The sequence below is a fragment of the Paratractidigestivibacter sp. genome, from assembly GCF_963660155.1.
Taxonomy (GTDB): Bacteria; Actinomycetota; Coriobacteriia; order Coriobacteriales; family Atopobiaceae; genus Paratractidigestivibacter.
The window spans coordinates 25,751-48,873 of sequence record NZ_CAVKWG010000030.1 but is presented as its reverse complement, the minus strand read 5'-3'; the positions used below and the strand labels follow the sequence as shown (position 1 = coordinate 48,873).

Below are 23,123 nucleotides of genomic sequence, written 5' to 3'. Positions count from 1 at the left end.
CATGGGCGTCGAGAAGGACATCGCACGCGAGGCGTCCTCGGCTGTGGGCGCGCCCGCCCTCGAGGCGCGCGACCTTGCCTGCGGCTGGGACGCGGGCCCCGACGTTGTGCGCGGCATCAGCCTGCGCGTTGAGTGCGGACAGACCGTCTGCATCGTCGGCAAGTCGGGCTGCGGCAAGACGACGCTGCTGCACGCGCTCTCGGGCCTCACGCGCCCGCGCGCGGGACAGGTGCTGCTGCACGGCGAGGACCTGGACGGCCGCCCCGGTCGCGTGAGCTACATGCTGCAAAAGGACCTCTTGCTGCCGAGCCGTACCATCCTGGACAACGCCATTCTGCCCTTGGTGCTGGCGGGGGAGAAGAAGGGCGCCGCCCGCGCCCGCGCGCTGCCGCTCATGGAGCGCTTCGGCCTCTCCGGCTGCGAGGACAAGTGGCCGGGCGAGCTCTCCGGCGGCATGCGCCAGCGCGCGGCCTTCCTTCGCACCTACCTCATGGGCAACGACGTGGCGCTTCTCGACGAGCCTTTCTCGGCGCTCGATGCCCTCACGCGCGTGGACCTTCGTCGCTGGTACTGCCAGATGGCCGCTGAGCTGGGAATCGCCTCCGTGGTGATCACCCACGACGTCGACGAAGCCGTGAGCATGGCGAGCCGCGTCTACGTGTTGGCCGGCGACCCGCGCGCAGGCGTTCCCTCGACAGTTGCGGGCGAGGTCTCGGTGGATCACGCGGCCGAGGGCGACGGTTTTGAGCTCAGCGACGCGTTTCTTGCCGCCAAACGCAAGGTTTTGACCCTTTTGGGGTAGGCCGTAGCGCCATTTTGGCGGCAATATCGCTAAGTATGCAATCAAACTCGGATTTGCCGAGTATACGAAAAACCCGCAGGCCTCTGACCTGCGGGTTTTCTCTTGCGATTTTGCGGTCTACTCGCCAAGCCCAAGTTTGATTGCATACATAGAGAGTTATGAGCCGAGAAAGGCCCTCCGACGGCGATTCTTGCCGCTTTAGGCCTTCTGGAGGAAGGCGCGGTAGCCGCGGTAGGCCTCGAAGATGTCGGCCTTGCTCGTGGCCTCCCAAGGGGCGTGCATGGAGAGCACGGGCACGCCGCAGTCGATGACGCTCATGCCGTACTCGGCCAGGATGTAGGCGATGGTGCCGCCGCCGCCCACGTCGACGCGGCCGAGCTCGGCGGTCTGCCAGGCCACGCCGCCCTCGTCCATCACGCGGCGGATCTTGGCCACGTACTCGGCGTCGGCGTCGTTGGAGCCGGACTTGCCGCGGCTGCCGGTGAACTTGTTGAAGGTGAGGCCGCGGCCCAGGTAGCTGGCGTTCTTTGCCTCGAAGGCCGAAGCGAAAGTGGGGTCGAAGCCGGCCGAGACGTCGCTCGAGAGCATCTGCGAGTTGGCGAGGCAGCGGCGAAGCGCGAGGTCGCCCGCGCAACCGGCGAGCGCCAGCACCTCGGCCATGGTGTTCTCAAAGAAACGGCTGGTCATGCCCGTGGCGCCCACCGAGCCGATCTCCTCTTTGTCCACGAGCAGGGTGACGGCGGTGCGGCTCACCTCAGGCTCGTCCAGCTGGGCCACGAGGCTCGTGTAGGCGCAGGAGCGGTCGTCCTGGCCGTAGCCGAGGATCATCGAGCGGTCGAAGCCCAGGTCGCGCGCGGCGCCGGCGGGCACGACCTCGAGCTCGGCGGAGAGCAGGTCCTCCTCATCGATGCCGAACTGCTCCTTGAGGACAGCCAGAACACCCTTCTTGACCAGGTCTTTCTCGTCCTTCTTTCCGTCTTCGCCCGCCTCGACGACCACCGGGCGGCCGCCCACGATGACGTCGAGCATCTCGCCCTCGATGACCTTGGCCGCGGTCTTGGTCAGCTGCTCGGCAGAGAGGTGGATCAGCAGGTCGGAGACGCAGAAGACCGGGTCGCCCTCGTCCTCGCCCACGGCCACGTCGACCACGCTGCCGTCCTTCTTGGCCACGACGCCGTGGATGGCCAGCGGGATGGTGACCCACTGGTACTTCTTGATACCGCCGTAGTAGTGGGTGTCCAGCGTGACGAGGTCGCTCGACTCCTCGAGCGGGTTTTGCTTGACGTCCATGCGCGGCGAGTCGATGTGGGCGCCCAGGATGTTCACGCCGGCCTCGAGGTCGTCGGTGCCGAGGTTCACCAGCATGAGGGACTTCGCGCGGTTGACGGCGTAGACCTTGTCGCCGGCCTTGAGCGCGCGCCCTTCGGCCACGGCATCGGCGAGGTCCACGTAGCCGGCCTCGCGGGCCATGTCGACGGCGGCGGCGCAGCACTCGCGCTCGGTCTTGTTGTCGGAGATAAAAGCCTTGTAGCCCTCGCAGAGATAGTGCAGCTGGTCGAGCTGCTCGGCCGTGTAGGATTTCCAGGCGTTCGGACGCTCCATGCGGGTTCCTTTCGACGTGCGTCGTTAATTCAACGGCATCGATTCTAGACCCTCGGGGGCTGTAAGACAGGGGTGACGGTCCCTTGCGGACAGAAGGGACAGTCCCTTTGTCCACCAAGAACGTGGACAAAGGGACTGTCCCACTTGTCCGCAAAGGGGCCGTCGCGCCTGTCTTATCACGACGCGTGAACCTCGAACGGCGAGTCATCGCCGCGGCTGAAGGCGAGAAGCGCCCGGCAGCTGTTGGCCACCATGCTCTCCACGGCCTCGTCGGTGTAGAAGGCCATGTGCGGCGTCACGATTACGTTGGGGTAGCTCATGAGCACGGCGCGGTCGCGATTGGGCAGCGCCTTGCGGCTGAGGTCGTGGTAGTAGAGGTTGGCCTCGTTCTCGATGGTGTCGAGGGCAGCGGCGCCCACGTGGCCGGACTCGATGGCATCCATCAGCGCGGCCGTGTCGACGAGCACGCCGCGCGCCGCGTTGACGAGCACGACGCCCTCCTTCATGCGCGCGAAGGCGGCGGCGTCGATCATGCGCGTGTTTTGCGGCAGGCCTGGCGCGTGCAGCGTCACCACGTCGGAGGCGGCAAGAAGCGTGTCGAGGTCGGTGTACTCAACGATGTCGCGCAGCGCGTCCTTCTCGTAAGGGTCGCTCGCCAAGATGCGGCAGCCGAAGCCCGCGAGCCTGCGGCAAACGGCCTCACCGATCTGCCCCGTGCCCACGACGCCCACGGTGCAGGAACTGAGCGGGCGGCCGATCTTTCCGGTGAGGCCGAAGTCCTGGTAGCTCGCCGCGGCGGAGATGAGCTTGGCCTTTCTCAGCGCCATGAGGATCATCATGATGGTGTAGTCGGCGACGCCGGTGGGCGGGTAGGGGGCGTTGGCCACGCGGATGCCGAGCCTCTCGGCCGCCTCGAGGTCGATGTGGTCGTAGCCGATGGTGCGCGTGGAGACGCCGCGCACGCCGAGCTCGTGAAAGCGGGCGAGCAGCTCCGCATCCAGCGGGTTCGTGATGATGGAGAGCGAGTCGTAGCCGCCCGCGAGCTCGGCGTTGCTCATGCTGGGGTACTCGGACGTGTAGCCGAACTCGAAGCCGAGCTCCCGGCTCAGCGCCTCGAGGTAGGGCAGCTCGTCGTAGTCGCGCACGGCATAGGCAAAGAGTTTCATGCGGGTCTCTCCTTTGTGGCGGGTTTTGCCCCTTATCGTAGCCCAAACAAATCGCGGGGCCAGAGCTGCTGCGGCTCGGGCCCCGCTTACGCGCGCATCTGCGCCGCTCGGCGGCTTTGTTTCTTGGCGAGAAGCCCTACTCGGCCTCGGCTGTCTTGGCCTCCAGAGACGGGCGGATGACAAGGACGACCAGCGCGAAGCCGATGGCGGTCACGATGGCGGCTGTGAGGAAGACCGCGTTCACGCCGTTCTGGATGAGGGCGGCGTTGGTGGGGTCGGTGGCGGTGTTCAGGTTGTACGCCACGCCGAAGACGGTGGCGGCCACGGTGTTGGCCAGCGAGTTGCAGAAGTTGACGAGCGAGGTGCCCACGCCCATGTCGGCCGGCGGCAGGGTGCCCTGCGCGGTCGGGGTGATGGAGACGGCGCGGAAGCTCTCGGCGACGCCCGTCACGGTGATGGCCACGAAGTAGACGGCGATGGGGGTCGCGGAGGTGGTGAAGCCCATGACGAACATCGGGACGGCCACGAGGGCGGTGCCGATGGCCATGGCCTTCCAGGCGTTCTTGGCGGCGTTCTTGCCCACCCAGACGCCCGCGGCGGTGGGCAGGATCATGGTGAGGATGGTGCGCGGGAACTGCAGCGAGCCCGCGAGGCCGGTCGAGACGCCCATGACCTTGAGCGCGCCGATGGGCGCGTAGGTGTTCATGGCGGTGGTGTAGAAGTAGCAGATGAAGCCGATGATGAGCAGCAGCGTGTACTGCTTGTTGGCAAAGAGGCGCAGCGGGATCAGCGGCTCGGGCGCGCCCTGCTCGATCTTGACCAGGGCCACGACGGCGGCGATGCCCACGGCGAGGCCGGCGAGGATGGCGGGGTTGGTCCAGCCCATGGTGGAGCCGAAGTTCAAGGCCAAGATGATGCCGCACAGAGCCACGACCAGCGCGCAGATGCCGGCGACGTCGATCTGCACGGGGCCCTCGCGCTTGACGTTGGGCAGGTTCGCGCCGATGAGCACCACGCCCGCGAGCAGCGGGATGGCGGGCATGAGGATGGCGGCGGTGAGCATGCCCATGTCGGTCAGGATGCCGGCGATGATGGAGCCGCCGAAGCCGCCGACGGCGATGGCGGTGGCGAGCATGCCCATGGCCTTGGGCACGTCTTTGCGCTCGTTGATGAGGCCGGCGATGATGTAGGGCGCGGCGGTGAAGGCACCCTGCGCGAAGCCGATGAGCAGGCGCAGCACCATCAGCGGCACGAGCGAGCGCACGAAGGCGAAGGCGCAGCCGCACACGGCGCAGATAATGCCCGGGATCACGACGATGTTGCGGCGGCCGATGAGGTCGCCGAGCTTGCCGCCGATGGGCGTCATGATGCAGACGCCGAGGCTCGCGAAGATGGTGAACAGGCTCACGTAGCCCATGGCGTTCACGCTCTCCAGGATGGGGGAGGTGAGCGTCGAGAACACGAGGCCGTACATGGCCACGGAAAGCATCATGCAGACGCAGCCGGCCTGGACGGCGTTTTTCTTGCCCTTGGGCAGCGGGATGGCGACCTGGGGCGCCTGTTGGGACTCTGCCATGCGGTGGTTCCTCTCTCTAATGAATATCACCTGCAAAGGGGACAGTCCCTTTTGCAGGTTCAGGCTCAAAACCTGCAAAAGGGACTGTCCCCTTTGCAGGTTTTAGGCTTGGTGGGACTCGAGCCAGCGGACGGCGCAGTGGGCCAGGTAAGCCGGGCCCTGCTCGCAGACGTCCTCGTTGAACTGGACCTTGGGGTTGTGCGCGCCGTAGGCGCCGCGCTCATCGGGGTAGCCGGCCGACAGGTACATGAACGTCGACGGGATCTTCTCGGCGATGGTGGCGAAGTCCTCGGAGGCGCTGGCCTCGATGCCGGGGTAGGGCATGGCGCCGGGGATGGAGAGCTCTTGCATGTAGCCCACGACCTCGCGGGTGAGCTCGCCGTCGCAGATGAGCGGGGCCACGTCGGAGAGCGTGATGACCTCGGCGGTGGCGCCGAAGGCCTCGGCGGTCTTCTCGGCGACCTCGTGCATGCGGCGCACCATGACCTCGCGGGCGCCCTTGTCGTTGGAGCGGATGGTGCCCTCGAGCATGGCGGTGTCGGGGATGATGTTTGCCGCGGCGCCGGCCTCGAAGTGGCCGATGGTCATGATGGCGGCCTTGGTGGCGTCGACCTCGCGGGCGATGATGGCCTCGAGCGCCTGGTAGATGTGGACGGCCACGTTAATGGGGTCGATGGAGTTCTGCGGGTAGGCGCCGTGCGAGCCCTTGCCGTGGACCACGATCTTGAAGCCGTCGACGGAGTACATCATGGTGCTCTTGTCGTTGTACATGTAGATGCCGACGGGCATCTTGCCGGCGGCCACGTGGTAGGCGAGCGCCACGTCGGGCTTGGGGTCCTCAAGGATGCCGGCGCAGATCATGTCCTTCGCGCCCTCGAAGGTCTCCTCAGCGGGCTGGAACATGAACTTGACGGTGCCCTTGAGCTCGGCCTCGTTCTCCTTGAGCATGCGCGCGGCGGTAAGAAGCATCGAGGCGTGGAAGTCGTGGCCGCAGGCGTGGGCGGTCTTGCCGTCCGGGCAGGCGAAGGGCTCGCCGGACTCCTCGGGCATGGGCAGGGCGTCCATGTCGGCGCGAAGCATGATGACGGGCTCGCCGCTTCCCAGGGTGCAGGTGACGCCGTGGCCGCACTCGCGCGGCTCCAGGCCGTACTCGGTGAGCTTCTCCATCACAAAGGCCACGGTCTTGGGCAGCTCCAGGCCCACCTCGGCGTTCGTGTGGATGTGGCGGCGGTTGGCCACCGTCTCGTCCTTGAGCTCGCGGGCTCGCTGGTAAAAATCCATAGCTCCTCTTTTCGTGAGGGATACACATGTTGTTTAAGGTTGGCAGATGCGTGTGTCCATAAGGTTTCCGTCGGGTGAGAACTGGAAGAGCGGCCGCCGGACGGCGCTGCGGCGAACGTGTCATTTCGTGCAACTGCTGGTGACAGGTTCTACCTGCAGCACGAAATGACAGCTTAGCGCCTGCAAATAGGGGACAGTCCCCTTTCTGCAGCGGTTTGGGGTCAGACCCTTTTGCAGGTTTTGCTCGACAGGCGTTGCGTTTAGGTTGCGAACGGACCGACGGCCGTCCCCCTCGCGCCCCCTCGCGCTAGCATGGCCCTACAACCAGCCTGCGAGAGGGGAGGGCCCATGGCCCACATCAGGCCTTTTACCGATGAATACGAGGAGTACCGCCGCGACGAGTCCAGAAGCTCGGGCGAGGCGGAGACCATCAGCTTCCCGACCTCCGAAGACGAGGTCAGAGACGTCCTGCGCGAGCTTTACGCCGCCGGCACCCCGGTCACGGTCCAGGGCGCCCGCACCGGCCTCGCCGCCGGCGCAGTGCCCCACGGCGGACATGTGCTGAACGTCAGCCGCATGACCCGCTACTTGGGCATGCGCCAGGGCGAGGACGGCACCTTCTACCTTGCCATGGAGCCGGGCGTCGTGCTCTCTGAGCTCCGTAAGCACCTGGCGGGCAGAAACATCGCCCACGCCGGCTGGGACGAGGCCTCGCTCGCGGCGCTCGAGGCCTTTGAGGCCGCGCCCGAGCAGTTCTTCCCCACGGACCCCACCGAGGCCTCCGCCTGCATGGGCGGCATCGTGGCCTGCAACGCCTCGGGCGCGCGCAGCTACAAGTACGGCCCCGTGCGCCCGCATGTCATGGGCCTGCACGTGGCTCTTTCCGACGGCGACTTGCTGGTCCTCACGCGCGGCGAGAGGCACGCGGAAGGCCGAACGCTGCGCCTTGTGACCGAGTCCGGCCGCGAGCTCGCCCTCGACCTGCCGACCTACGCCATGCCCGCCACCAAGAACGCCTCCGGGTACTTTGTGGCCGACGGCATGGACGCCATCGACCTCTTCATCGGCGCGTGCGGAACCCTGGGCGTCATCACGCAGATCGAGGTCGCCCTCATGCCCGCGCCTGCCGTGGTATGGGGCGTGAGCTGCTTCTTTACGACCGAGGAGGCCTCGCTCGACTTCACCGAGAGGGTCCGCCCGGCCCTCTCCCACGCCGCCGCCATCGAGTTCTTCGACGAGGGGGCGCTGAACATCCTGCGCCGCCAGCGCGAGGCCTCCACGGCCTTCTCGGCGCTGCCGCAGCTGGCCGACGACGCCGTGGTCTGCGTCTACGTCGAGCTCGACTGCGCCTCTGAGGATCAGGCCACCTCCGAGCTCCACCGCCTGGGCGAGGTCCTCGAGGCCACCGGCGGCAGCGAGTCCGCCACCTGGGTCGCGCGCACCGAGGTCGACCGCGAGAGCCTGATCTTCTTCCGCCACGCGGTGCCCGAGAGCGTGAACATGCTCATCGACGAGCGCCGCCGCACCGACCCCGCCATCACCAAGCTCGGAAGCGACATGTCCGTGCCCGACGAGCACCTGCACGACGTCTTCTCGCTGTATCGCCGCACGCTCGCCGAGGCGGGCCTGGAGTCCGCGGCCTGGGGCCACATCGGCAACAACCACATCCACGTGAACGTCCTTCCGCTCGACGCCGCCGACCACAGGGCGGGAGGCGAGCTCTTTGCCGGCTGGGCCGCCGAGGTCTCCCGCATGGGCGGCGCCGTCTCAGCCGAGCACGGCGTGGGCAAGATCAAGGCCGGGTTCCTGGCCACCATGTACGGGCCCGATCACATCGCCGAGTCCGCGTTTCTCAAGGCCGAGCTCGACCCCAAGGGCCAGCTTGGCCGCGGCAACCTCTTTGGCGAGGACGTGCTTGAGGCCGCGCTGGCAAAGGTCGCGGGAGGCGCCGATGCCCCAGCACCCGCCGCCGGCGAGAAGGGAGGCGAGTAGCGTGAACATCGTCGTGTGCGTCAAGGCCGTGCCCTCCACGACCGAGGTCAAGATGGACCCCAAGACCAACACCATCGTCCGCGACGGCAAGCAGGCCGTCGTGAACCCGTTTGACGCGAGTGCCCTGGAGGTCGCGCTGCGCCTTAAGGACGAGCACGCCGCTGCTGGCGAGAAGACCTGCGTGACCTGCGTCTCCATGGGCATCCCGGCCTCCGAGCGCCTGCTTCGCGACTGTATTGCCCGTGGCGCCGACGCGGGGCTGCTGCTGACCGACCGCGCCTTCGCGGGCGCCGACACCCTGGCCACGGCCTATGCCCTGACCTGCGGCATCGAGGCGCTGCCGGCGGCGCCCGATTTAATCGTCTGCGGCAAGATGGCCGTCGACGGAGACACCGCGCAGATCGGCCCCGAGCTCGGCGGCGCCTTCGGCGTCCCGTGCGTGGCCGGCGTGAGCGAGGTCGTCTCGATGGAAGACGGCGCGCTCACCTTGCGCCGCGACTCCGACGAGGGCTCTGAGCTGGTGCGCGTTTGCCTGCCGTGCGTCATCACCGTCTCCAAGGACGTGGCCAGCCTGCGCATGCCGAGCATCTGCGGCGTCCGCGCGGGCGAGGCCGCAAGGATCGACGTGCTCTCGGCCGAGACCGCGGGCGCAGACCCCGCGCGCTGCGGCCTTGCCGGCTCGCCGACGCAGGTCGTGCGCTCCTTCGTGCCCGAGCGCGACCACGTGAGCGAGCGCATCGAGGGGACGGCCGCCGAGCAGGCCGCCCGTCTCGCCAACATCGTGAGGGGGATGGAATAATGGCTGGTCTTCTGATCGATGCCGAGAAGTGCGTGGGCTGCGGCCGCTGCGTCCGCGCGTGCGCCAACGGCGGCGTGCGCATCGAGGGCGAGAGGCGCGAGCGCCGTGCAGTGGCCACGGGCGACTGCGCGTACTGCGGCAGCTGCGTGGACGCGTGCCCGGTGGGCGCCATCGCCATCGAGAAGCCCGAGGCGGCGGGCGCTGCGGACCTCGCGGCCTACTCCGGCATCTGGGTCTTCTGCCAGGTGGACGGGGCGGGCGCGGTGCTGCCCGTGGCCTTCGAGCTTCTCGGCAAGGCGCGCGAGCTCGCCGCCGCGCGCGGATGCGCCGTCACGGCCGTGCTGGGCGAGGGCGCAGGCGCGCCCGAGGGCAACGAGGCCCAGCTCATCGCCGCAGGGGCCGATGCGGTTCTCGTCTGCAAAGACGAGCGCCTGGCCGCCCACGACGCCGAGTGCTTCGCGCGCCTGATCTGCGACCTCGCGGGCGAGCGCAAGCCGGAGATCATCCTCTACGGCGCCACGAACTTCGGCCGCGAGCTCGCCCCCGGCGTGGCCGTACGCCTCCAGACCGGCCTCACCGCCGACTGCACGGTGCTTTCCATGGACGACGAGACGGGCCTTCTCCACCAGACGCGCCCGGCCTTCGGCGGCAACCTCATGGCCACCATAATGTGCCCTGCCCACCGCCCGCAGATGGCCACGGTTCGCCCCGGCATCTTCCGCGCCCCGGAGCCCGATGCAACCCGCACGGGCATGGTCGAGAAGGTCGAGCTCGCCGCCGACGTCGCGCCTCGCGTCGAGGTGCTCGAGCACGCCACGCCCTCCGACGAGCCCTCCATCACCGAGGCCGAGCGCCTCGTCGTGGTGGGCCGCGGCATCGGCAGCAAGAAGAACCTGAAGCTCGTGCGCCGCCTGGCCGTCGCCCTTGGCGCCGAGATCGGCTGCACCCGCCCGGTCGTTGAGGCCGGCTGGCTGGAGTATCGCCACCAGGTGGGGCAGACAGGCGTCTCCGTGGCGCCTAAGCTGCTGGTCAGCATCGGTGTCTCCGGCGCCATCCAGCACCTGGCCGGCATCTCCGGCGCCGAGTGCGTCGTTGCCATCAACGAGGATGCAGACGCGCCCATCTTTGGCGCGGCGCAGTACTCGGTGGTCGGCGACGCCGTGGAGGTCGTGAGCGCCCTTCTCGCCGAGCTGGAGGGCTAAGGCCCCGATCCGCGCCCCGGAATCGCACCATCCAGCAACCGCCCGCCGCCCGGCGCCCCGCAATCGAGCCATCCAGCAATCCTGCGTTGCTGGATGGCGCCATTGCGGGGCGCGCGCCAAGCGATAATTGCTGGATAATGCTGTTTTGGGGCGCGCTTATGCCTGCGCCTTGCTGTAATGCGCTCTTGGAGGGCTCGCGCCGCTCGCATCGCGCCGCCAACATAACGCCGAGCCGTCGCAAAGCGCCTATCTCACCAGTTTTTGGCCAAGCGACCGATGGCTTCGGCTGTGGTGGCCTCGTCGGCCCCCTCGATGCGCACGACCACGGCCTCGCCGGTCCGGATTCCCATGGCAAGAAGCGCCATCAGGTCGCTCGCGTCCGCAACGCGGCCGTCGCTCTCGAAGGTCACGCGGCTGCGCCAGCGCTGGGCCTCGCCGGCAAGAAGCACGGCAAGCTGAATGTGGAACCCCAAGGGATCGGTGATCTGGCGGACGATTTCTCGCATCGAGCATCCCCTCAACGACGCAACCTCGAGCGAGAAAATAGCAGCGCTGGCAGCGCAAGAAAAGAGGGGAGTCGGCGAGAGGATTCGCCGGCTTCCCTCAGTGGGCAACATCTGTCTTGCTCGGCTATCGCCGCCGGGCCTTACGCGCCGGCCAGCAGCTTGTCGACCGCCTCGCGCGAGGGCATCGCCGGGATGCCGCCGCGGGCGCGGACGCATAGCGATGCCACGGCGTTGCCGAAGCGCACAAACTCCGCCGCCTCGTCGATGCCGACCTCGGCCGGCGCCTTGCCGCTCTCCACGAGCGCGCAGAGGAAGCCGCCCCAGAACGAGTCGCCGGCGCCTGTGGTGTCGACGGCCTCGGTGCGGAAGCTCGGCACGGTGCGGTCGCCGTCTTGCGTGGCCACGTAGGCACCCTCGGCGTCCAGCGTCACCACGACGATGCTCGGGCCTTGCGAAAGGATCGCCGCAGCCGCCTCGGCCGGGTCGGCCTTGTCGGTGAGCAGCTCGCATTCCTCGGCCGAGATCTTGACCACGTCCATGTGCTCCACCACGCTGCGCATCTGCGCCGCGGCCTCGGCTTTACTGCCCCACAGGCTCGCGCGGTAGTTGGGGTCGTAGCTCTTGATGCAGCCGGCGGCCGAGGCGCGCGCCAGGGCCACGAGGCTCGCGCTGCGTGCCGGCTCGTCGGTCAGCGAGAGCGACCCCATGTGGAACACGCGGCTCTCCTCGATGATTCCGCGATCGACCTCGCTGCTGCGCAGCATGGTGTCGGCGCCCGGCTTGCGCGCGAACGAGAAGCTCCTCTCGCCGTCGGGGGAGAGGGCGACGAACGCCAGCGTGGTAAAGACGTCTGGGTCGGTGACGAGCCCCTGCGTGTCCACGCCGTTCTCGTCGAGTACATCGCGCAGAAACGCTCCGTGCATGTCGTCGCCGACCTTGCCGATGACGGCGGCCGAGTGGCCGAGGCGCCGGCACGCCACGAGCACGTTGGCGGGCGCGCCGCCGGGGTTTCGCTCAAAGAGCTTCTGGCCGCCTGCGGAGGTGCCGGCGTCGGTGAAATCGATGAGGACCTCGCCCAGCGCGGTAACGTCGATCATCTGCGTATCCTTTCCTTCGGATAAGACATAGGGACAGCCTCTTCGTCTTATTTTGCGTGCTCTGATTAGTAGGGGCCGGCCATTGCGTCGGCCATGGGGTAGGCGAGGGCGCGCTCGCAGGCGCCGGCTGTGCGGACGCTGAACTCGCCTGCCGCGGGGAACCACCGCGTCGAGAAGACCATGCGCCCGCCGTTGGCAAAGACCTCCACGACGGAAGAGTCCACGAGGATGCGCAGGTCGCTCGCAGGCTCGAGGTCGACGCGGCGAGAGGTGCGCCCGCAGGCCACGGCCTTGTTCACAAAGCAGATCCCGCAGCCGCTCGCGTCGCAGCGGACCTCGAGCGCGTCGTCGAGCGTCACCTCGAAGTCGTCCTCGATGCCGGTGAAGACCAGGTCGGCGCGGTGGTCGGGAAGCGTCGCCTCGCCGCTGCCCAGCGCGGCCGGCTCGCCGCGCAGGGCCTCCAGCTCGGCGATGGGCCACTGGGCGATGCGCCCGTCCTCGCCGCGGGAGAGCTCGCGCGGCACCGTGAGGCAGTGGATCCAGTCGAGCTCCTCGGGCTGGCCGATCCAGCTGGCCTCGGGCATGCCGACCCAGCCGACGAGGATGGTGCGGCCGCTCTGGTCGACGAAGCTCTGCGGCGCGTAGAACTCGAAACCGTGGTCCCAGCGGGTAAAGTCGGCCGCCGCCACGACGGCGTCGCCGCCCGCGACGCGCCGGCCGCCCGCGACGGGGAAGTAACCGGAGTGGTCGTCTACGCCGTCTGACCAGGCAAAACCCGCCACGCCCTGCGGGCAGCATCCCACGTACTCATGGCCGTCCAGCACGATGCGGTCCGGGCACTCCCACATGTAGCCCACGGGCTCGTCGCTTCTCACGGTGCCCGAAAGCTCCCAAGCGCGGCCGTCGTCGCTGCGATAGACGAGCATCATGCCGAGGTCGTCGCGGGTGCGGGCGCCGAGCAGCATGCGGTAGGCGCCGTCTTCTTCCCAGATTTTGGGGTCGCGCACGTGACAGCTGCACCATGCGGGGTAGTCTGCGTTTCTGAGCAGGGTCTCTTTGGGGCCGAGCGCAAAGCCGTCGGCGGACTCCACCAGGATCTCGTTGGCGCCGCGGCCCTCGTAGACGAAGTCGTGGTCGCCCGGCTCCTTGACATTGCCGGTGTAGTAGAGGCGCAGCAGGTCTCCACCGTCCGGCGCGGCACCCGGGACCACGATTGCGCCGCCGGAGTAGGCGCCGTTTGCGTCGTCGGGGGTGTCCTGGTCGAGCACCATGCCGTGGTGCTCCCAGTGGACAAGGTCCTCGCTTGAGTAGTGGCCCCAGCCGCGGCGGGCGTGCGGGGCAGGCCACTCGGGGCTCCACTGGTGAAAGAAATGATACGTGCCGCGGAACTGGCAAAGGCCGTTGGGGTCGTTCAGCCAACCGGTCGGGGGCATGAGGTGGTAGCCCATTCTCCAGAGGTCGGGGGTCATGGGAGGGGGTCCTCTCTTTATGGTGGGAGGCCCGGCGGGGGATGCGCCGGGCCTTAAGGGGATTCGGGTTTCTTGCTACTCGGCGTCCTCGGGGTCCTTGTAGAGGATGAAGGAGAGCACGAAGGCGACGATGGCGGTGGCCGCGAACATCACGCAGTACTGGACCGGCTGAGAGAGGCACAGCAGGATGCCGAAGATGCCGGTGACGCCGGTGCCGGAGGCGGCGAGGCTCGTCATGGCGCAGATCCAGGCGCCGACGCCCGCGCCGGCGCAGCCGGCGAGGAAGGGCTTGAAGAAGCGCAGGTTCACGCCGAAGATGGCGGGCTCGGTGATGCCCATGAAGGCGGAGAGCGCGGCGGGGGTGGCGAGGCCCTTGGTCTTGGCGGACTTGGTCTTGAGGGCCACGGCGAGGCAGGCGCCGCCCTGGCCGATGTTGGCGGCGCTGGCGATGGGCAACCAGTAGGTCACGCCGTACTGGGCGAGCTGGCCGAGGTCGATGGCGGTGTACATCTGGTGCAGGCCGGTGACGACGGTGGGGGCGTACAGGCAGCCGATGATGGCGGAGCCGATGCCGAACGGGATGGTGAGCAGGAACTGGATGCCGCCGAGGATGGCGTTCTCGAGGTAGACGAAGACCGGGCCGACGGCGCAGATGGTCACGAGGGCGGTCACGAAGACGGACACGAGCGGGGTGACGAAGAGGTCGAACATGTCGGGCACGACCTTGTGGAGGCGCTTCTCGATGAAGGCCAGGATCAGGCACGCGATGACGATGGGGATGACGTGGCCCTGGTAGCCGATGAGCTCGATGTTGTAGATGCCGAAGACAGAGAGGTACTTCTCGACGCCGGAGGAGGCCACGGTGTAGGCGCTCTGGAGGCTCGGGTTGATCAGGATCGCGCCGGTGACCGCGCCGAGGTAGGGGTTGGCGCCGAAGACCTTGGCGGCGGAGTAGCCGATGAGGATCTGCAGGAAGGTGAAGGCGGTACCGGAGACGAGGTCGGCGATCACGTAGATGGTCGAGTCGGTGTCGACGGAGATGATGCCTGCGCCGTTCATGTAGCTGATGGCGCTCATGATGCCGAGGAGCAGGCCGGAGGCGACGATTGCCGGGATGATGGGCACAAAGATGTCGCCGAGGACCTTGATGGCGCGCATGAAGGGGTTCTGCTGGTCGGCTGCGGCGGCCTTGGCCTCTTCCTTGGAGGCGGCGGTGATGTTGCCGAGCTTGATGAACTCGTCGTAGACCTTGTTTACGGTGCCGGTGCCGTAGATGACCTGGAGCTGGCCGGACGCCTTGAAGTTGCCCGAGGCGCCGGTCGCGTTGTCGACCTTTTCCTGGTCGACCTTGGAGTCGTCGGCGAGGACGAGGCGCAGACGGGTCGCGCAGTGGGCTGCGGAGACGACGTTCTCGGCGCCGCCGATGGCGTCGAGGATTTCCTGGGCGGCCTGACGGTGATCAAGTGCCATGCTTGCCTTCTTTCCGAGTAGGCTTCTGACTCCACCATGCATGTGGAATCGTTCTCACAACACGAAGTAAAGCGCTATTTGTCTTGTGTGGGAACGTTCCCACAGCGTTTCACCCGCGAACGGTATCTAAATCCCGGTGAACGGTATTGTTGAATGGCGCTGCGCAGGCGGGCCGGCCGGTTTCGATCACAAACTCAGCCGAGTGCGCACCTTAATTTGAGCGGTCCGGGTATAGGGCCCCGTTTTCCTGCAAAAACGCAGGAAAACGGGGCCCTGTACAGCGCGTTGGCAAATTAAGGTGCGCACTCGGCTGAGTTTGTGTCTGGAAGCGTCCCCCAAGGCACAAAAATCTCGGATCGAAGTCGCCTCGAGGCCTTTCTCTGCAGCGGGGTTTTCTGTCGCTCCTTGATTCCCAGCGCCCTAGCGACGGCGGACGAAAAGGCCGCGAAGTTCTTCTCGTTGCTGAGGTTGTCGTACGTGAGGGGCAGCACGTTGACGCCCACGAGCGAGAGCGCGGCCGTGCGATCGGAATCCGAGAGGAGGCTCTCTATGTTGTCGTGATATTGAGAGCTCTGGCATTCGACGTCGAGCCCGCTTTGCCAGTAGAGGTCGCAGTAGCAGCATTCCCGGTCGGCGATCAACCTGCCGTCTTGGTTGAGCTCTACCTTCTCGTTGTGGGTCAGGCCCTCATAGCCCTCGCCCCCGCGGCGGCGAGAGAACCCGAGCATCACGCCGGCTTGCACCTCGAAGGGGGAGGCGGCCTCCGGCACGACGAGCCCGGCGGCTTGGCGAAGTATCGCGCTACCGGGCCTGCCCGCGGCCTCGTCCGCAACGCGCAGCAGGTCGCCCGGTGTCGTCAAGGGGTTGCGAGACCAAAGATCGGTGACGCGGCCATCGGGAGAAAGGCAAGGCTGCCAGCCGCCGAAGGACCGGAGCTTTCCCGCGTTCGCGATTCTTTGCAGCATCGTCGCGATCGGCGGGGGAGCAGGGTACACGGCGAACTTGCCGCAGAGCTCGGACGCCAAGAGGACGGTTCTCTCTAGGGTCGAGTGCGCGGCGATCTGCAGAAGCGCCAGCTCGGGGCCGACGACTCCGAGGTCATCGGTGATCTCGTGCGTGGAGCGGCTCGGCAGGTCGCCTGTCCAAAGCATGGGATTGATGAGGCCCGAGGCGCGGCGGCAATGCCTGTCTTGGGTGAGCACGTCAATGGGAAACTCGCATGAAGGGGCCAGCAGCCAGCAGGCATCGCGAATGGCTTTGGCGGCCTGGCCCGGGTTTCTCCAAGAGACCCCTTGGCATTCGCGGAAAAACGGCAGCCGGTTGGCCAGGTCCGAGCGGAAGGCGAGCAGTTCCTCGGGTCGGACGAATCTGCGCAAGGCGGGACTGTCGTCTGGCGCCGCGGCCAGATACAAAACGATTGGCGGGCATCGCCAATACCGGTAGGCAGTTGTTCCGCAGATGAGGGTATCCATGGACAAACGGTATCACGGCGGCGCCCTTAAGGTGCCGGCGTCACAAACTTAGTCGAGTGCGCACCTAAATTCGTACGTGCTGAGTATCGGGTGGGAATTTCCTGCCTTTTCGCAGGTGATTTCAGCTCGATACTCGCCCGGTGCAGATTAAGGTGCGCACTCGGCTGAGTTTGTGCGCGCGAGCGCCCTAGCGAGTGGAATTTCGGACCACGACCTCGTAGCTCATGCGGACCTCGCGGCGAGTGGTGTCGCCGGCGAGCTGCTCGCAGAGCATCCGCGCCGCCTCGGCGCCCGAGGTCTTGTAGTGGTGGTGCACCGTGGTGAGCGTAGGCGTCACGATCTGGCTGAGCTCGGCGTCGCCCACGCCTGTGACCTGCACATCCTCGGGCACGTGCCGGCCGTACTCGCGAAGGCACGTCATCGCTCCGAACGCGATGGAGTCCGTCGCGCACACGATGGTGTCGACCTCGGGATAAACCTCCAGCAGCTCCTCGGCCGCGGTGTAGCCCGCGTCCACGGTAAAGTCGGCTATCATCTGCGCGCGCTCGGGCACATCGAGCCCGGCCTCGGCGCAGGCGTCGAGAAACCCCAGGTGACGGTTGCGGCCCGCGGACTCGTCCTCCTCGAAGACGCCGATGTAAGCCGGGTGCTCGGAGCTTCGCAGCGCGTTGGCCGTGATGTCGCGCAGCGCCCCGCGGTCGTTTTGGTACACGCAGCTGCGCCCGGGCAGGTCCTGGTCGAGCACGATGACGGGCAGGCTCATGTCGCCCATGGCTGCGATGTGCTCCTCCGAGAAGACCGTCGCCACGAGCACAACGCCGTCGACTTGGCGCTTCTCCTCAAAAAGCCGCAGGTAGCCGACCTCGCGCGCGGCGTCGTTGTCAGTGTTGGCAAGAAGCACCTGATAGCCCTTCTCGGCGAACACAGGCGTCATGCCGGCGACCATGCGGCTCACCGAGGCCGAGTTGATCTTGGGGATGATGACGCCCACGGTGTTCGACTTGCCAGTGCGCAGGCTCTTCGCGTGCTGGGAAGGGGAGTAGCCGGTGGCCTCCACGACGGCGCGGATGCGGTCGCGCTTCTCTTGGCTCACGTAACCCTCGTTGAAGTAGCGAGACACGGTGGCGCGCGAAACCCCCGCCATCTGCGCGATCTGATTGATGTCCAAAGCCGTCCTCTCCGAGTTCTCCTGCGCCCCAGTCTACCCCACGAGCTGCGACGGGCACACATCCTTTGCGTCCACGACCATGCGCGCCACGACCTCGGGTGCCTCTTTGCCGCCGCGCGCGAGCCACAGGTCGATGATGCTGAGCACATGCGATATGGCCAGCTCACGGGCGTAAGCCTCGGGAAAGGCGTCGGTCTTCACGGCGGTGCCGGCGCGCGCAAGTCCGCTGTCGAGAAGCCCCTCGATGATGCGCTTGAGCTTGGACGAGAACTCTGGGTCGCCGCCGGGGCCGGAGATGGCGGCCACGAAAGCAAAGTCCGACTTGGCGATAAGAAGCGCCGACAGGATCTTCTCGTAGGGAAAGAGCTCGGCGCAGCTGGCCCCCGCGGGGGCGTCGCCTGCGAGAAGGGCCTGCTCGAGCTGCCCGATGATCTCTGTCTCGAGCTGCTCCAGCAGGTCGTACTTGTCAACGAAGTGCAGGTAGAAGGTGCCGCGATTGACGCCTGCGCGCCGCGTGAGGTCGCTTACCGTGAGGGCGTCGAAGCCCTTCTCGCGCATGAGCTCGGTGAGGGCGCCCTTGATGCGGGCCCGGCTCTGGGTGTTCCTTGTTGCCTTGACCTGCTCGTCCGTGGCCATTCTTGCTCCTTGCTTAAATGAACAACATGTTGATTATTGTTCATGGTAAATGCTGCCTCCGAGGGTATACTTCGCGGCATAAGTAGTCAACACGTTGTTCATTTAAGGGGCACGAAATGCCATACATCGAGGTCAGCCACGAGACCAAGCGCTATCAGTCCGGCACCACGGAGATCCTGGCAAACAACGACGTGAGCTTCACCTGCGAGAAGGGCGAGCTCGTCGTCATCCTCGGCTCCTCGGGCGCGGGCAAGTCCACGCTGCTGAACATCCTGGGCGGCATGGACACCGCGAGCGAGGGCCAGGTCATCATCGATGGCAACGACATCGCGGCCTACGACTCTCACCGGCTCACGGACTACCGCCGCACGGACGTTGGCTTCGTCTTCCAGTTCTATAACCTCGTGACCAACCTCACGGCGCGCGAGAACGTAGAGCTCGCCTCCGAGATCGTGGCCGACGCGTCGGACCCCGCCGAGGTCCTGGCATCCGTGGGCCTCGCCGATCGCATGGACAACTTCCCGGCGCAGCTCTCCGGCGGCGAGCAGCAGCGCGTGGCCATCGCCCGCGCCGTGGCAAAGAACCCCAAGATCCTGCTGTGCGACGAGCCCACGGGCGCCCTCGACTACCGCACGGGCAAGCAGGTCCTGGGCATCCTCGAGGACATGTGCCGCAAGCAGGGCGCCACCGTGATCATCGTCACCCACAACGCCGCCATCGCGCCCATCGCCGACCGCGTGGTTCGCATGCACGACGCGCGCGTCCAGGCCGTGGATGTGAACCCTGCGCCCACGCCGATTGCCGCCATCGAGTGGTAGGGGGACTCGACATGGCAACCGATAAAGTCGCAGCTCAACCGCGCGTTCGGCGCTCCAAACGCAAGGGCAGGAAGACCGCCCTGTGGAAGGACGTGCGCCGCAGCATCGCGCACTCCAAGGGTCGCTTCGTCTCTATCGTGCTTCTCATGGCCCTGGGGTCGTTCGCGCTGGTGGGTCTCTATGTGACGGGACCCGATATGCGCGCTACGGGTCAGGCCTACTTCGGCCGGTATTCGCTTGCCGACCTCACCGTGATGAGCGACTACGGCCTCGACGAGAAGGACGAGGCCGCGCTCGCCGGCGCTTCCGGGACCGCGGCCGTGGAATACGGCTACTTCAAGGACGTCACGGTGAGCGGCTCGACCGACGCCCTGCGCATCATGAGCGCGCCCGAGGACGTCTCGACGCTCGAGCTCGTGGACGGCCGAATGCCCGAGAAGGCCGGCGAGATCTGCGTAGACACCAACCTCGGCGAGGACTACGCCATCGGAAGCACGGTCACGGTGGAGGAGAAGCCCAACGCCTTGAACGACGCGTGCGTGCTGCGCGACACGACCTACACCGTGGTCGGCCACGTCCACACGCCCGAGATCATCTCCATCGTCAACATGGGCCAGTCCACGGCGGGCACGGGCTCGCTTAAGGGCTACGGCGTGGTGGCGGCCGACGAGTTCGACTCCGACGTTTACATGACGGTCCGCATGAGCTTTGCCGATACGGCCGAGATGGACCCTTACTCCAACGAGTACCGCGACGCCGTGGCCGCGCACAAGGCCGAGGTGGAGGGGCTTATCGCCGAGCGCCCGGCCGAGCGGCTCGCCGACGTGAAGTCCGATGCGCAGGCGGAAATCGACGACGGGCAGGCCGAGGTCGACGACGCCAAGCAGCAGCTGGCGGATGCCAAGCAGGAGCTCGATGACGCGGCGCAGACATTGGCGGACGCGTCTGCGCAGCTCGACGACGGCCAGGCGCAGATCGACGACGCTGAGGCCCAGATAACGGACGGCGAGGCCCAGATCGCCGACGGCCAGGCGCAGATCGACGCGAGCCAAGAGACGTTCGACGCGGCAGCGGACACCATCGCTTCCGGCGAGGCGGAGCTGGCGAGCAAGGCGGGCGACCTCGCTGCCGCCGAGTCCACGCTCGAATCCGCGAAGGCCCGGCTCGACGAGGGCAAGGCGACGCTGGACGCCGCGGCTCCGCAGGTTGAGGCCGCACGCGCGCAGATTCCGGCGGCAAAGGAGGAGCTCGCCGCGAAGCAGGCCGAATACGACGAGGCATCGGCCCGCATCGCCGATGCGGAGGCGCAGGTGGAGGCCTTCGATGCGGCCGTGGCCGAGGTGCAGCAGAAGACGGCCGAGCTCGATGCCGCCCAGGCGCAGGTCGAGGCGGCGCAGGCGGAGCTCGACGCCAAGCGCTCGGCGCTCGACGCGCAAACCGAGGCCGCCGAGGTGGCCCGCGCGCTCCTGGCCAAGATCGACGCCGGCGACGATGAGGTCACCGGGAAGTACACCGAGGAGCAGGCTCGGGCCATGCGCGAGCAGGTCGCCGCCTACGACGCCGCCAAGGAGCAGCTCGACGCCGCGGCCGTGCAGATCGAGGCCAACCAAGCGCAGGTCACGGCGGGTCGCGAGCAGCTCGCCACCGTGCAGGCGGAGCTCGACGGCAAGTCTGCGGCCGTGGAGGAGGCCCGCACCAAGACCATCCCCGAGGGCAAGGCCCAGCTCGCCGCCGCCAAGGAGCAGCTCGACACCGCCGCCGCGCAGATCGATGCCGCCGAGCAGCAGGTCGCGACCTACGACGCCGGTCTCGCCGCCTACCAGCAGAACCTTGCCGCCTATGCCGAGGGCCTCGAGACCTATAAAGAAGGCCTGGCGTCGTGGGAGGCCGCCGCGGCCCAGCTCGAGTCCGGCCGCGCCGAGTACGCCTCGGGCGCCGCGGCCCTCGCCGAGGCCCGCCAGACGCTCGCCTCAAAGATCGAAGAGCTCGCCTCTGCCCGCGCCCAGGTCGCCGAGGCCAAACAGACCCTTGCTCAGAAGCTCTCCGAATACAACGAAGGCCTGGTAGAGTATGCCGACGGCCAAGCCGCCTACGAAAAAGCCCTGCCCGAGGCCACCCAGAAGATCGCCGACGGGGAGGCCGACCTCGCCGCCGCCCGCGAGCGCGTCGCCAAGCTCTCCACGCCCGCCTACGAGACCGACACGCGCCGAGAGGCCCTGGGCTCGGACGCCTACCGCACCTATGCATCCGTCTCGGAGATCGTGGATTCGCTCGCCAAGGTCTTCCCGGTGCTGCTCTACCTCGTGGCCGCCTTCGTCACGCTGTCCACCATGACCCGCATGGTCGAGGAGGAGCGCATCAACTCCGGCACGCTCAAGGCCCTGGGCTACCAAGACGGCGACGTTGCCCTCAAGTTCGTGCTCTACGGCAGCCTCGCGGGCGGCACGGGCGCCGTTCTGGGCATTGCGCTCGGACACACCCTTTTGCCCTACATCGCCTACTCGGCCTACGGCAGCAAGTTCACGCTTCCGCCCATTCAACTGGGATTTTATCCGGGCATCACGGCGGTGGCCCTCGTGCTCGCGGCGCTGTGCTCGGTGCTGCCGGCGGCCCTTTCCGTCCGGCGCGAGCTTGCCGAGAAGCCCGCGGCGCTGCTTTTGCCCAAGCCTCCCCGCGGCGGCTCGAAGATCTTCCTCGAGCGCATCCGCCCCGTCTGGCGCCGCCTGAGCTTTACCCACAAGGTCACGGCCCGCAACCTCTTCCGCTACAAGCAGCGCATGTTCATGACCGTCCTTGGCGTGGCCGGCGCGGTGTGCATGCTCGTTGCCGGCTTCGGCGTGCAGCGCTCCATCCAGACGATGGGTGAGCGGCAGTTCGGCTCGCTGCTGCTCTACGACATGATCCCGGTCCAGACCTCCACGGCGACCGACGCGCAGCTGGCGGAGCTGGACGAGCTGCTGGAGAGCGACGACGTGGCCGCCCACGAGCCGCTCCTCTACGAGTCCGTGAACCTCACGGCGGGCAACAACGGCGACGCGCAGGACATCAACCTGCTCGTGCCCGAGGACGCTTCGCAGCTGGACACCTATCTCAACCTGCGCGAACGCGCAAGCGGCCAGAAACTCGCGCTGGGGGAGACAGACGCCGTGATCTCCGAGCGCCTCTCGCAGCTTCTGGGCGTCGGCGTCGGCGACACCGTGAGCTTCAAGGCGGCCGACGGCACCGAGCGAAGCGTCACCGTCACGGGCGTCGCCGAGATGTACATGGGCCACTTCTTGGTGATGAGCCGCGCGGCCTACGAGGCCTGTTACGGCACCGCCTACGAGGCGAACGCCGCGCTGGTCACGCTCAAGGACGGCAGTCTCTCGTCGGTCGAGAGCAAGGCCTGCGAGTTCATGGAGCTCAGCGCCGTTAAGTCCGTCGTGCAGAACACCGCGCTGGAGTCGCAGGTAGAGACCGTCGTGAGCTCGCTCGACAAGATCATGGCCATCCTCATCGTGGTCGCGGGCATGCTGGCGGTCGTCATCATGTACAACCTGACGAACCTCAACGTCTCCGAGCGCATGCGCGAGCTCTCCACCATCAAGGTCTTGGGCTTCCACTCCAACGAGACCACGATGTACATCTATCGAGAAACCATCCTACTGACGATTCTGGGCGTTCTTGCGGGGTACGTGTTGGGCGTGGGCCTGCACGAGTACATCCTCAATGTGGTGCCGCCCGACAACGTGATGTTCAACCCGGAGGTGGCGCCCATCGAGTTCATCGTTCCTTCGGTGGTCATCGCCGCGATCACGGTGGTGCTCTACTTCGTGGAGCTCCGGCGCCTGTCCACGGTGGACATGCTGGAGGCGCTCAAGTCCGTGGAGTAGTGGCGCCCCAGTCCCCGTGCGCAACAAAATCGAGTTTCTGCGTGCTTTATTAACGATTTGATATTCATCCAACTGGGCACACGTAACGGGGCCAACCGCGAATCGCCGTGATTGGCCCCGTCGCCGCCTAAAATCGGCTCTCTGGGCACGCACAATCTCGAATTTGTTGTCCGCGCGACTGGTTTTAGGCGCAAA

The 23,123-nt window shown here is 67.0% G+C and carries 17 protein-coding genes; 6 read left to right on the top strand and 11 right to left on the bottom strand.

Translation table 11 applies throughout. From position 1 onward, the window contains the following. Position 1: 1 nt before the first annotated feature. Positions 2 to 802 (top strand): ABC transporter ATP-binding protein, encoded by an 801-nt coding sequence (locus tag U5709_RS05355; RefSeq protein WP_321972952.1) that lies wholly within the window; start codon positions 2 to 4, stop codon positions 800 to 802. A gap of 198 nt (positions 803 to 1,000) precedes the next feature. Here U5709_RS05355 and U5709_RS05350 read toward each other — a convergent pair whose 3' ends face one another. The 4 genes from U5709_RS05350 to U5709_RS05335 form a co-directional block, all read right to left on the bottom strand. Next, the gene (locus U5709_RS05350; protein WP_321972951.1) at positions 1,001 to 2,404 is read right to left on the bottom strand and encodes an aminopeptidase; all 1,404 of its coding nucleotides are present in this window, start codon (positions 2,402 to 2,404) and stop codon (positions 1,001 to 1,003) included. Between the two features lie 176 nt (positions 2,405 to 2,580). Continuing rightward, positions 2,581 to 3,570, bottom strand: coding sequence for a D-isomer specific 2-hydroxyacid dehydrogenase family protein (locus U5709_RS05345; protein WP_321972312.1), 990 nt, complete (start codon positions 3,568 to 3,570; stop codon positions 2,581 to 2,583). Positions 3,571 to 3,706: 136 nt separating this feature from the next. Then, positions 3,707 to 5,146, bottom strand: coding sequence for an MFS transporter (locus tag U5709_RS05340; RefSeq protein WP_321972313.1), 1,440 nt, complete (start codon positions 5,144 to 5,146; stop codon positions 3,707 to 3,709). Between the two features lie 102 nt (positions 5,147 to 5,248). After that, on the bottom strand, positions 5,249 to 6,427 hold the full coding sequence (locus tag U5709_RS05335; protein WP_321972314.1) for a M20 family metallopeptidase: 1,179 nt from the start codon (positions 6,425 to 6,427) through the stop codon (positions 5,249 to 5,251). 348 nt (positions 6,428 to 6,775) lie between these two features. On the opposite strand from U5709_RS05335, the gene U5709_RS05330 reads away from it, so the two are divergent. From U5709_RS05330 to U5709_RS05320, 3 genes are read left to right on the top strand one after another with little or no spacing between them, the layout of a single operon-like run. Next, positions 6,776 to 8,419, top strand: coding sequence for an FAD-binding oxidoreductase (locus tag U5709_RS05330; RefSeq protein ID WP_321972950.1), 1,644 nt, complete (start codon positions 6,776 to 6,778; stop codon positions 8,417 to 8,419). A 1-nt stretch (position 8,420) separates the two neighbouring features. Beyond that, complete coding sequence (locus U5709_RS05325; RefSeq protein WP_321972949.1) at positions 8,421 to 9,218, top strand: electron transfer flavoprotein subunit beta/FixA family protein; 798 nt, start codon at positions 8,421 to 8,423, stop codon at positions 9,216 to 9,218. Continuing rightward, complete coding sequence (locus tag U5709_RS05320; RefSeq protein WP_321972317.1) at positions 9,218 to 10,420, top strand: FAD-binding protein; 1,203 nt, start codon at positions 9,218 to 9,220, stop codon at positions 10,418 to 10,420. Before U5709_RS05325 ends, U5709_RS05320 begins: the two co-directional genes overlap by 1 nt. A gap of 251 nt (positions 10,421 to 10,671) precedes the next feature. Here U5709_RS05320 and U5709_RS05315 read toward each other — a convergent pair whose 3' ends face one another. The 7 genes from U5709_RS05315 to U5709_RS05285 all read right to left on the bottom strand — a co-directional run bounded on the left by U5709_RS05315 (position 10,672) and on the right by U5709_RS05285 (position 18,238). Next, on the bottom strand, positions 10,672 to 10,926 hold the full coding sequence (locus tag U5709_RS05315) for an HPr family phosphocarrier protein (protein ID WP_321972318.1): 255 nt from the start codon (positions 10,924 to 10,926) through the stop codon (positions 10,672 to 10,674). 140 nt (positions 10,927 to 11,066) lie between these two features. After that, complete coding sequence (locus U5709_RS05310) at positions 11,067 to 12,023, bottom strand: PfkB family carbohydrate kinase (protein WP_321972319.1); 957 nt, start codon at positions 12,021 to 12,023, stop codon at positions 11,067 to 11,069. A 65-nt stretch (positions 12,024 to 12,088) separates the two neighbouring features. Then, positions 12,089 to 13,492 carry a glycoside hydrolase family 32 protein gene (locus U5709_RS05305; RefSeq protein WP_321972948.1) on the bottom strand — a complete coding sequence of 468 codons (1,404 nt, stop codon included), beginning with the start codon at positions 13,490 to 13,492 and terminating at the stop codon, positions 12,089 to 12,091. Positions 13,493 to 13,567: 75 nt separating this feature from the next. After that, positions 13,568 to 14,962, bottom strand: a complete 1,395-nt coding sequence (locus U5709_RS05300; protein ID WP_321972321.1) for a PTS transporter subunit EIIC — start codon at positions 14,960 to 14,962, stop codon at positions 13,568 to 13,570. A 293-nt stretch (positions 14,963 to 15,255) separates the two neighbouring features. Then, a complete protein-coding gene (locus tag U5709_RS05295) occupies positions 15,256 to 16,338 on the bottom strand; it encodes a hypothetical protein (protein WP_321972947.1) in 1,083 nt (360 codons plus the stop codon). Positions 16,339 to 16,621: 283 nt separating this feature from the next. Continuing rightward, positions 16,622 to 17,602, bottom strand: coding sequence for a LacI family DNA-binding transcriptional regulator (locus tag U5709_RS05290; RefSeq protein ID WP_321972946.1), 981 nt, complete (start codon positions 17,600 to 17,602; stop codon positions 16,622 to 16,624). Positions 17,603 to 17,635: 33 nt separating this feature from the next. Then, a complete protein-coding gene (locus U5709_RS05285; RefSeq protein ID WP_321972945.1) occupies positions 17,636 to 18,238 on the bottom strand; it encodes a TetR/AcrR family transcriptional regulator in 603 nt (200 codons plus the stop codon). 116 nt (positions 18,239 to 18,354) lie between these two features. On the opposite strand from U5709_RS05285, the gene U5709_RS05280 reads away from it, so the two are divergent. Then, positions 18,355 to 19,056, top strand: coding sequence for an ABC transporter ATP-binding protein (locus U5709_RS05280; protein WP_321972325.1), 702 nt, complete (start codon positions 18,355 to 18,357; stop codon positions 19,054 to 19,056). An 11-nt stretch (positions 19,057 to 19,067) separates the two neighbouring features. Further along, the gene (locus U5709_RS05275) at positions 19,068 to 22,928 is read left to right on the top strand and encodes an FtsX-like permease family protein (RefSeq protein ID WP_321972944.1); all 3,861 of its coding nucleotides are present in this window, start codon (positions 19,068 to 19,070) and stop codon (positions 22,926 to 22,928) included. Positions 22,929 to 23,123 lie beyond the last annotated feature (195 nt).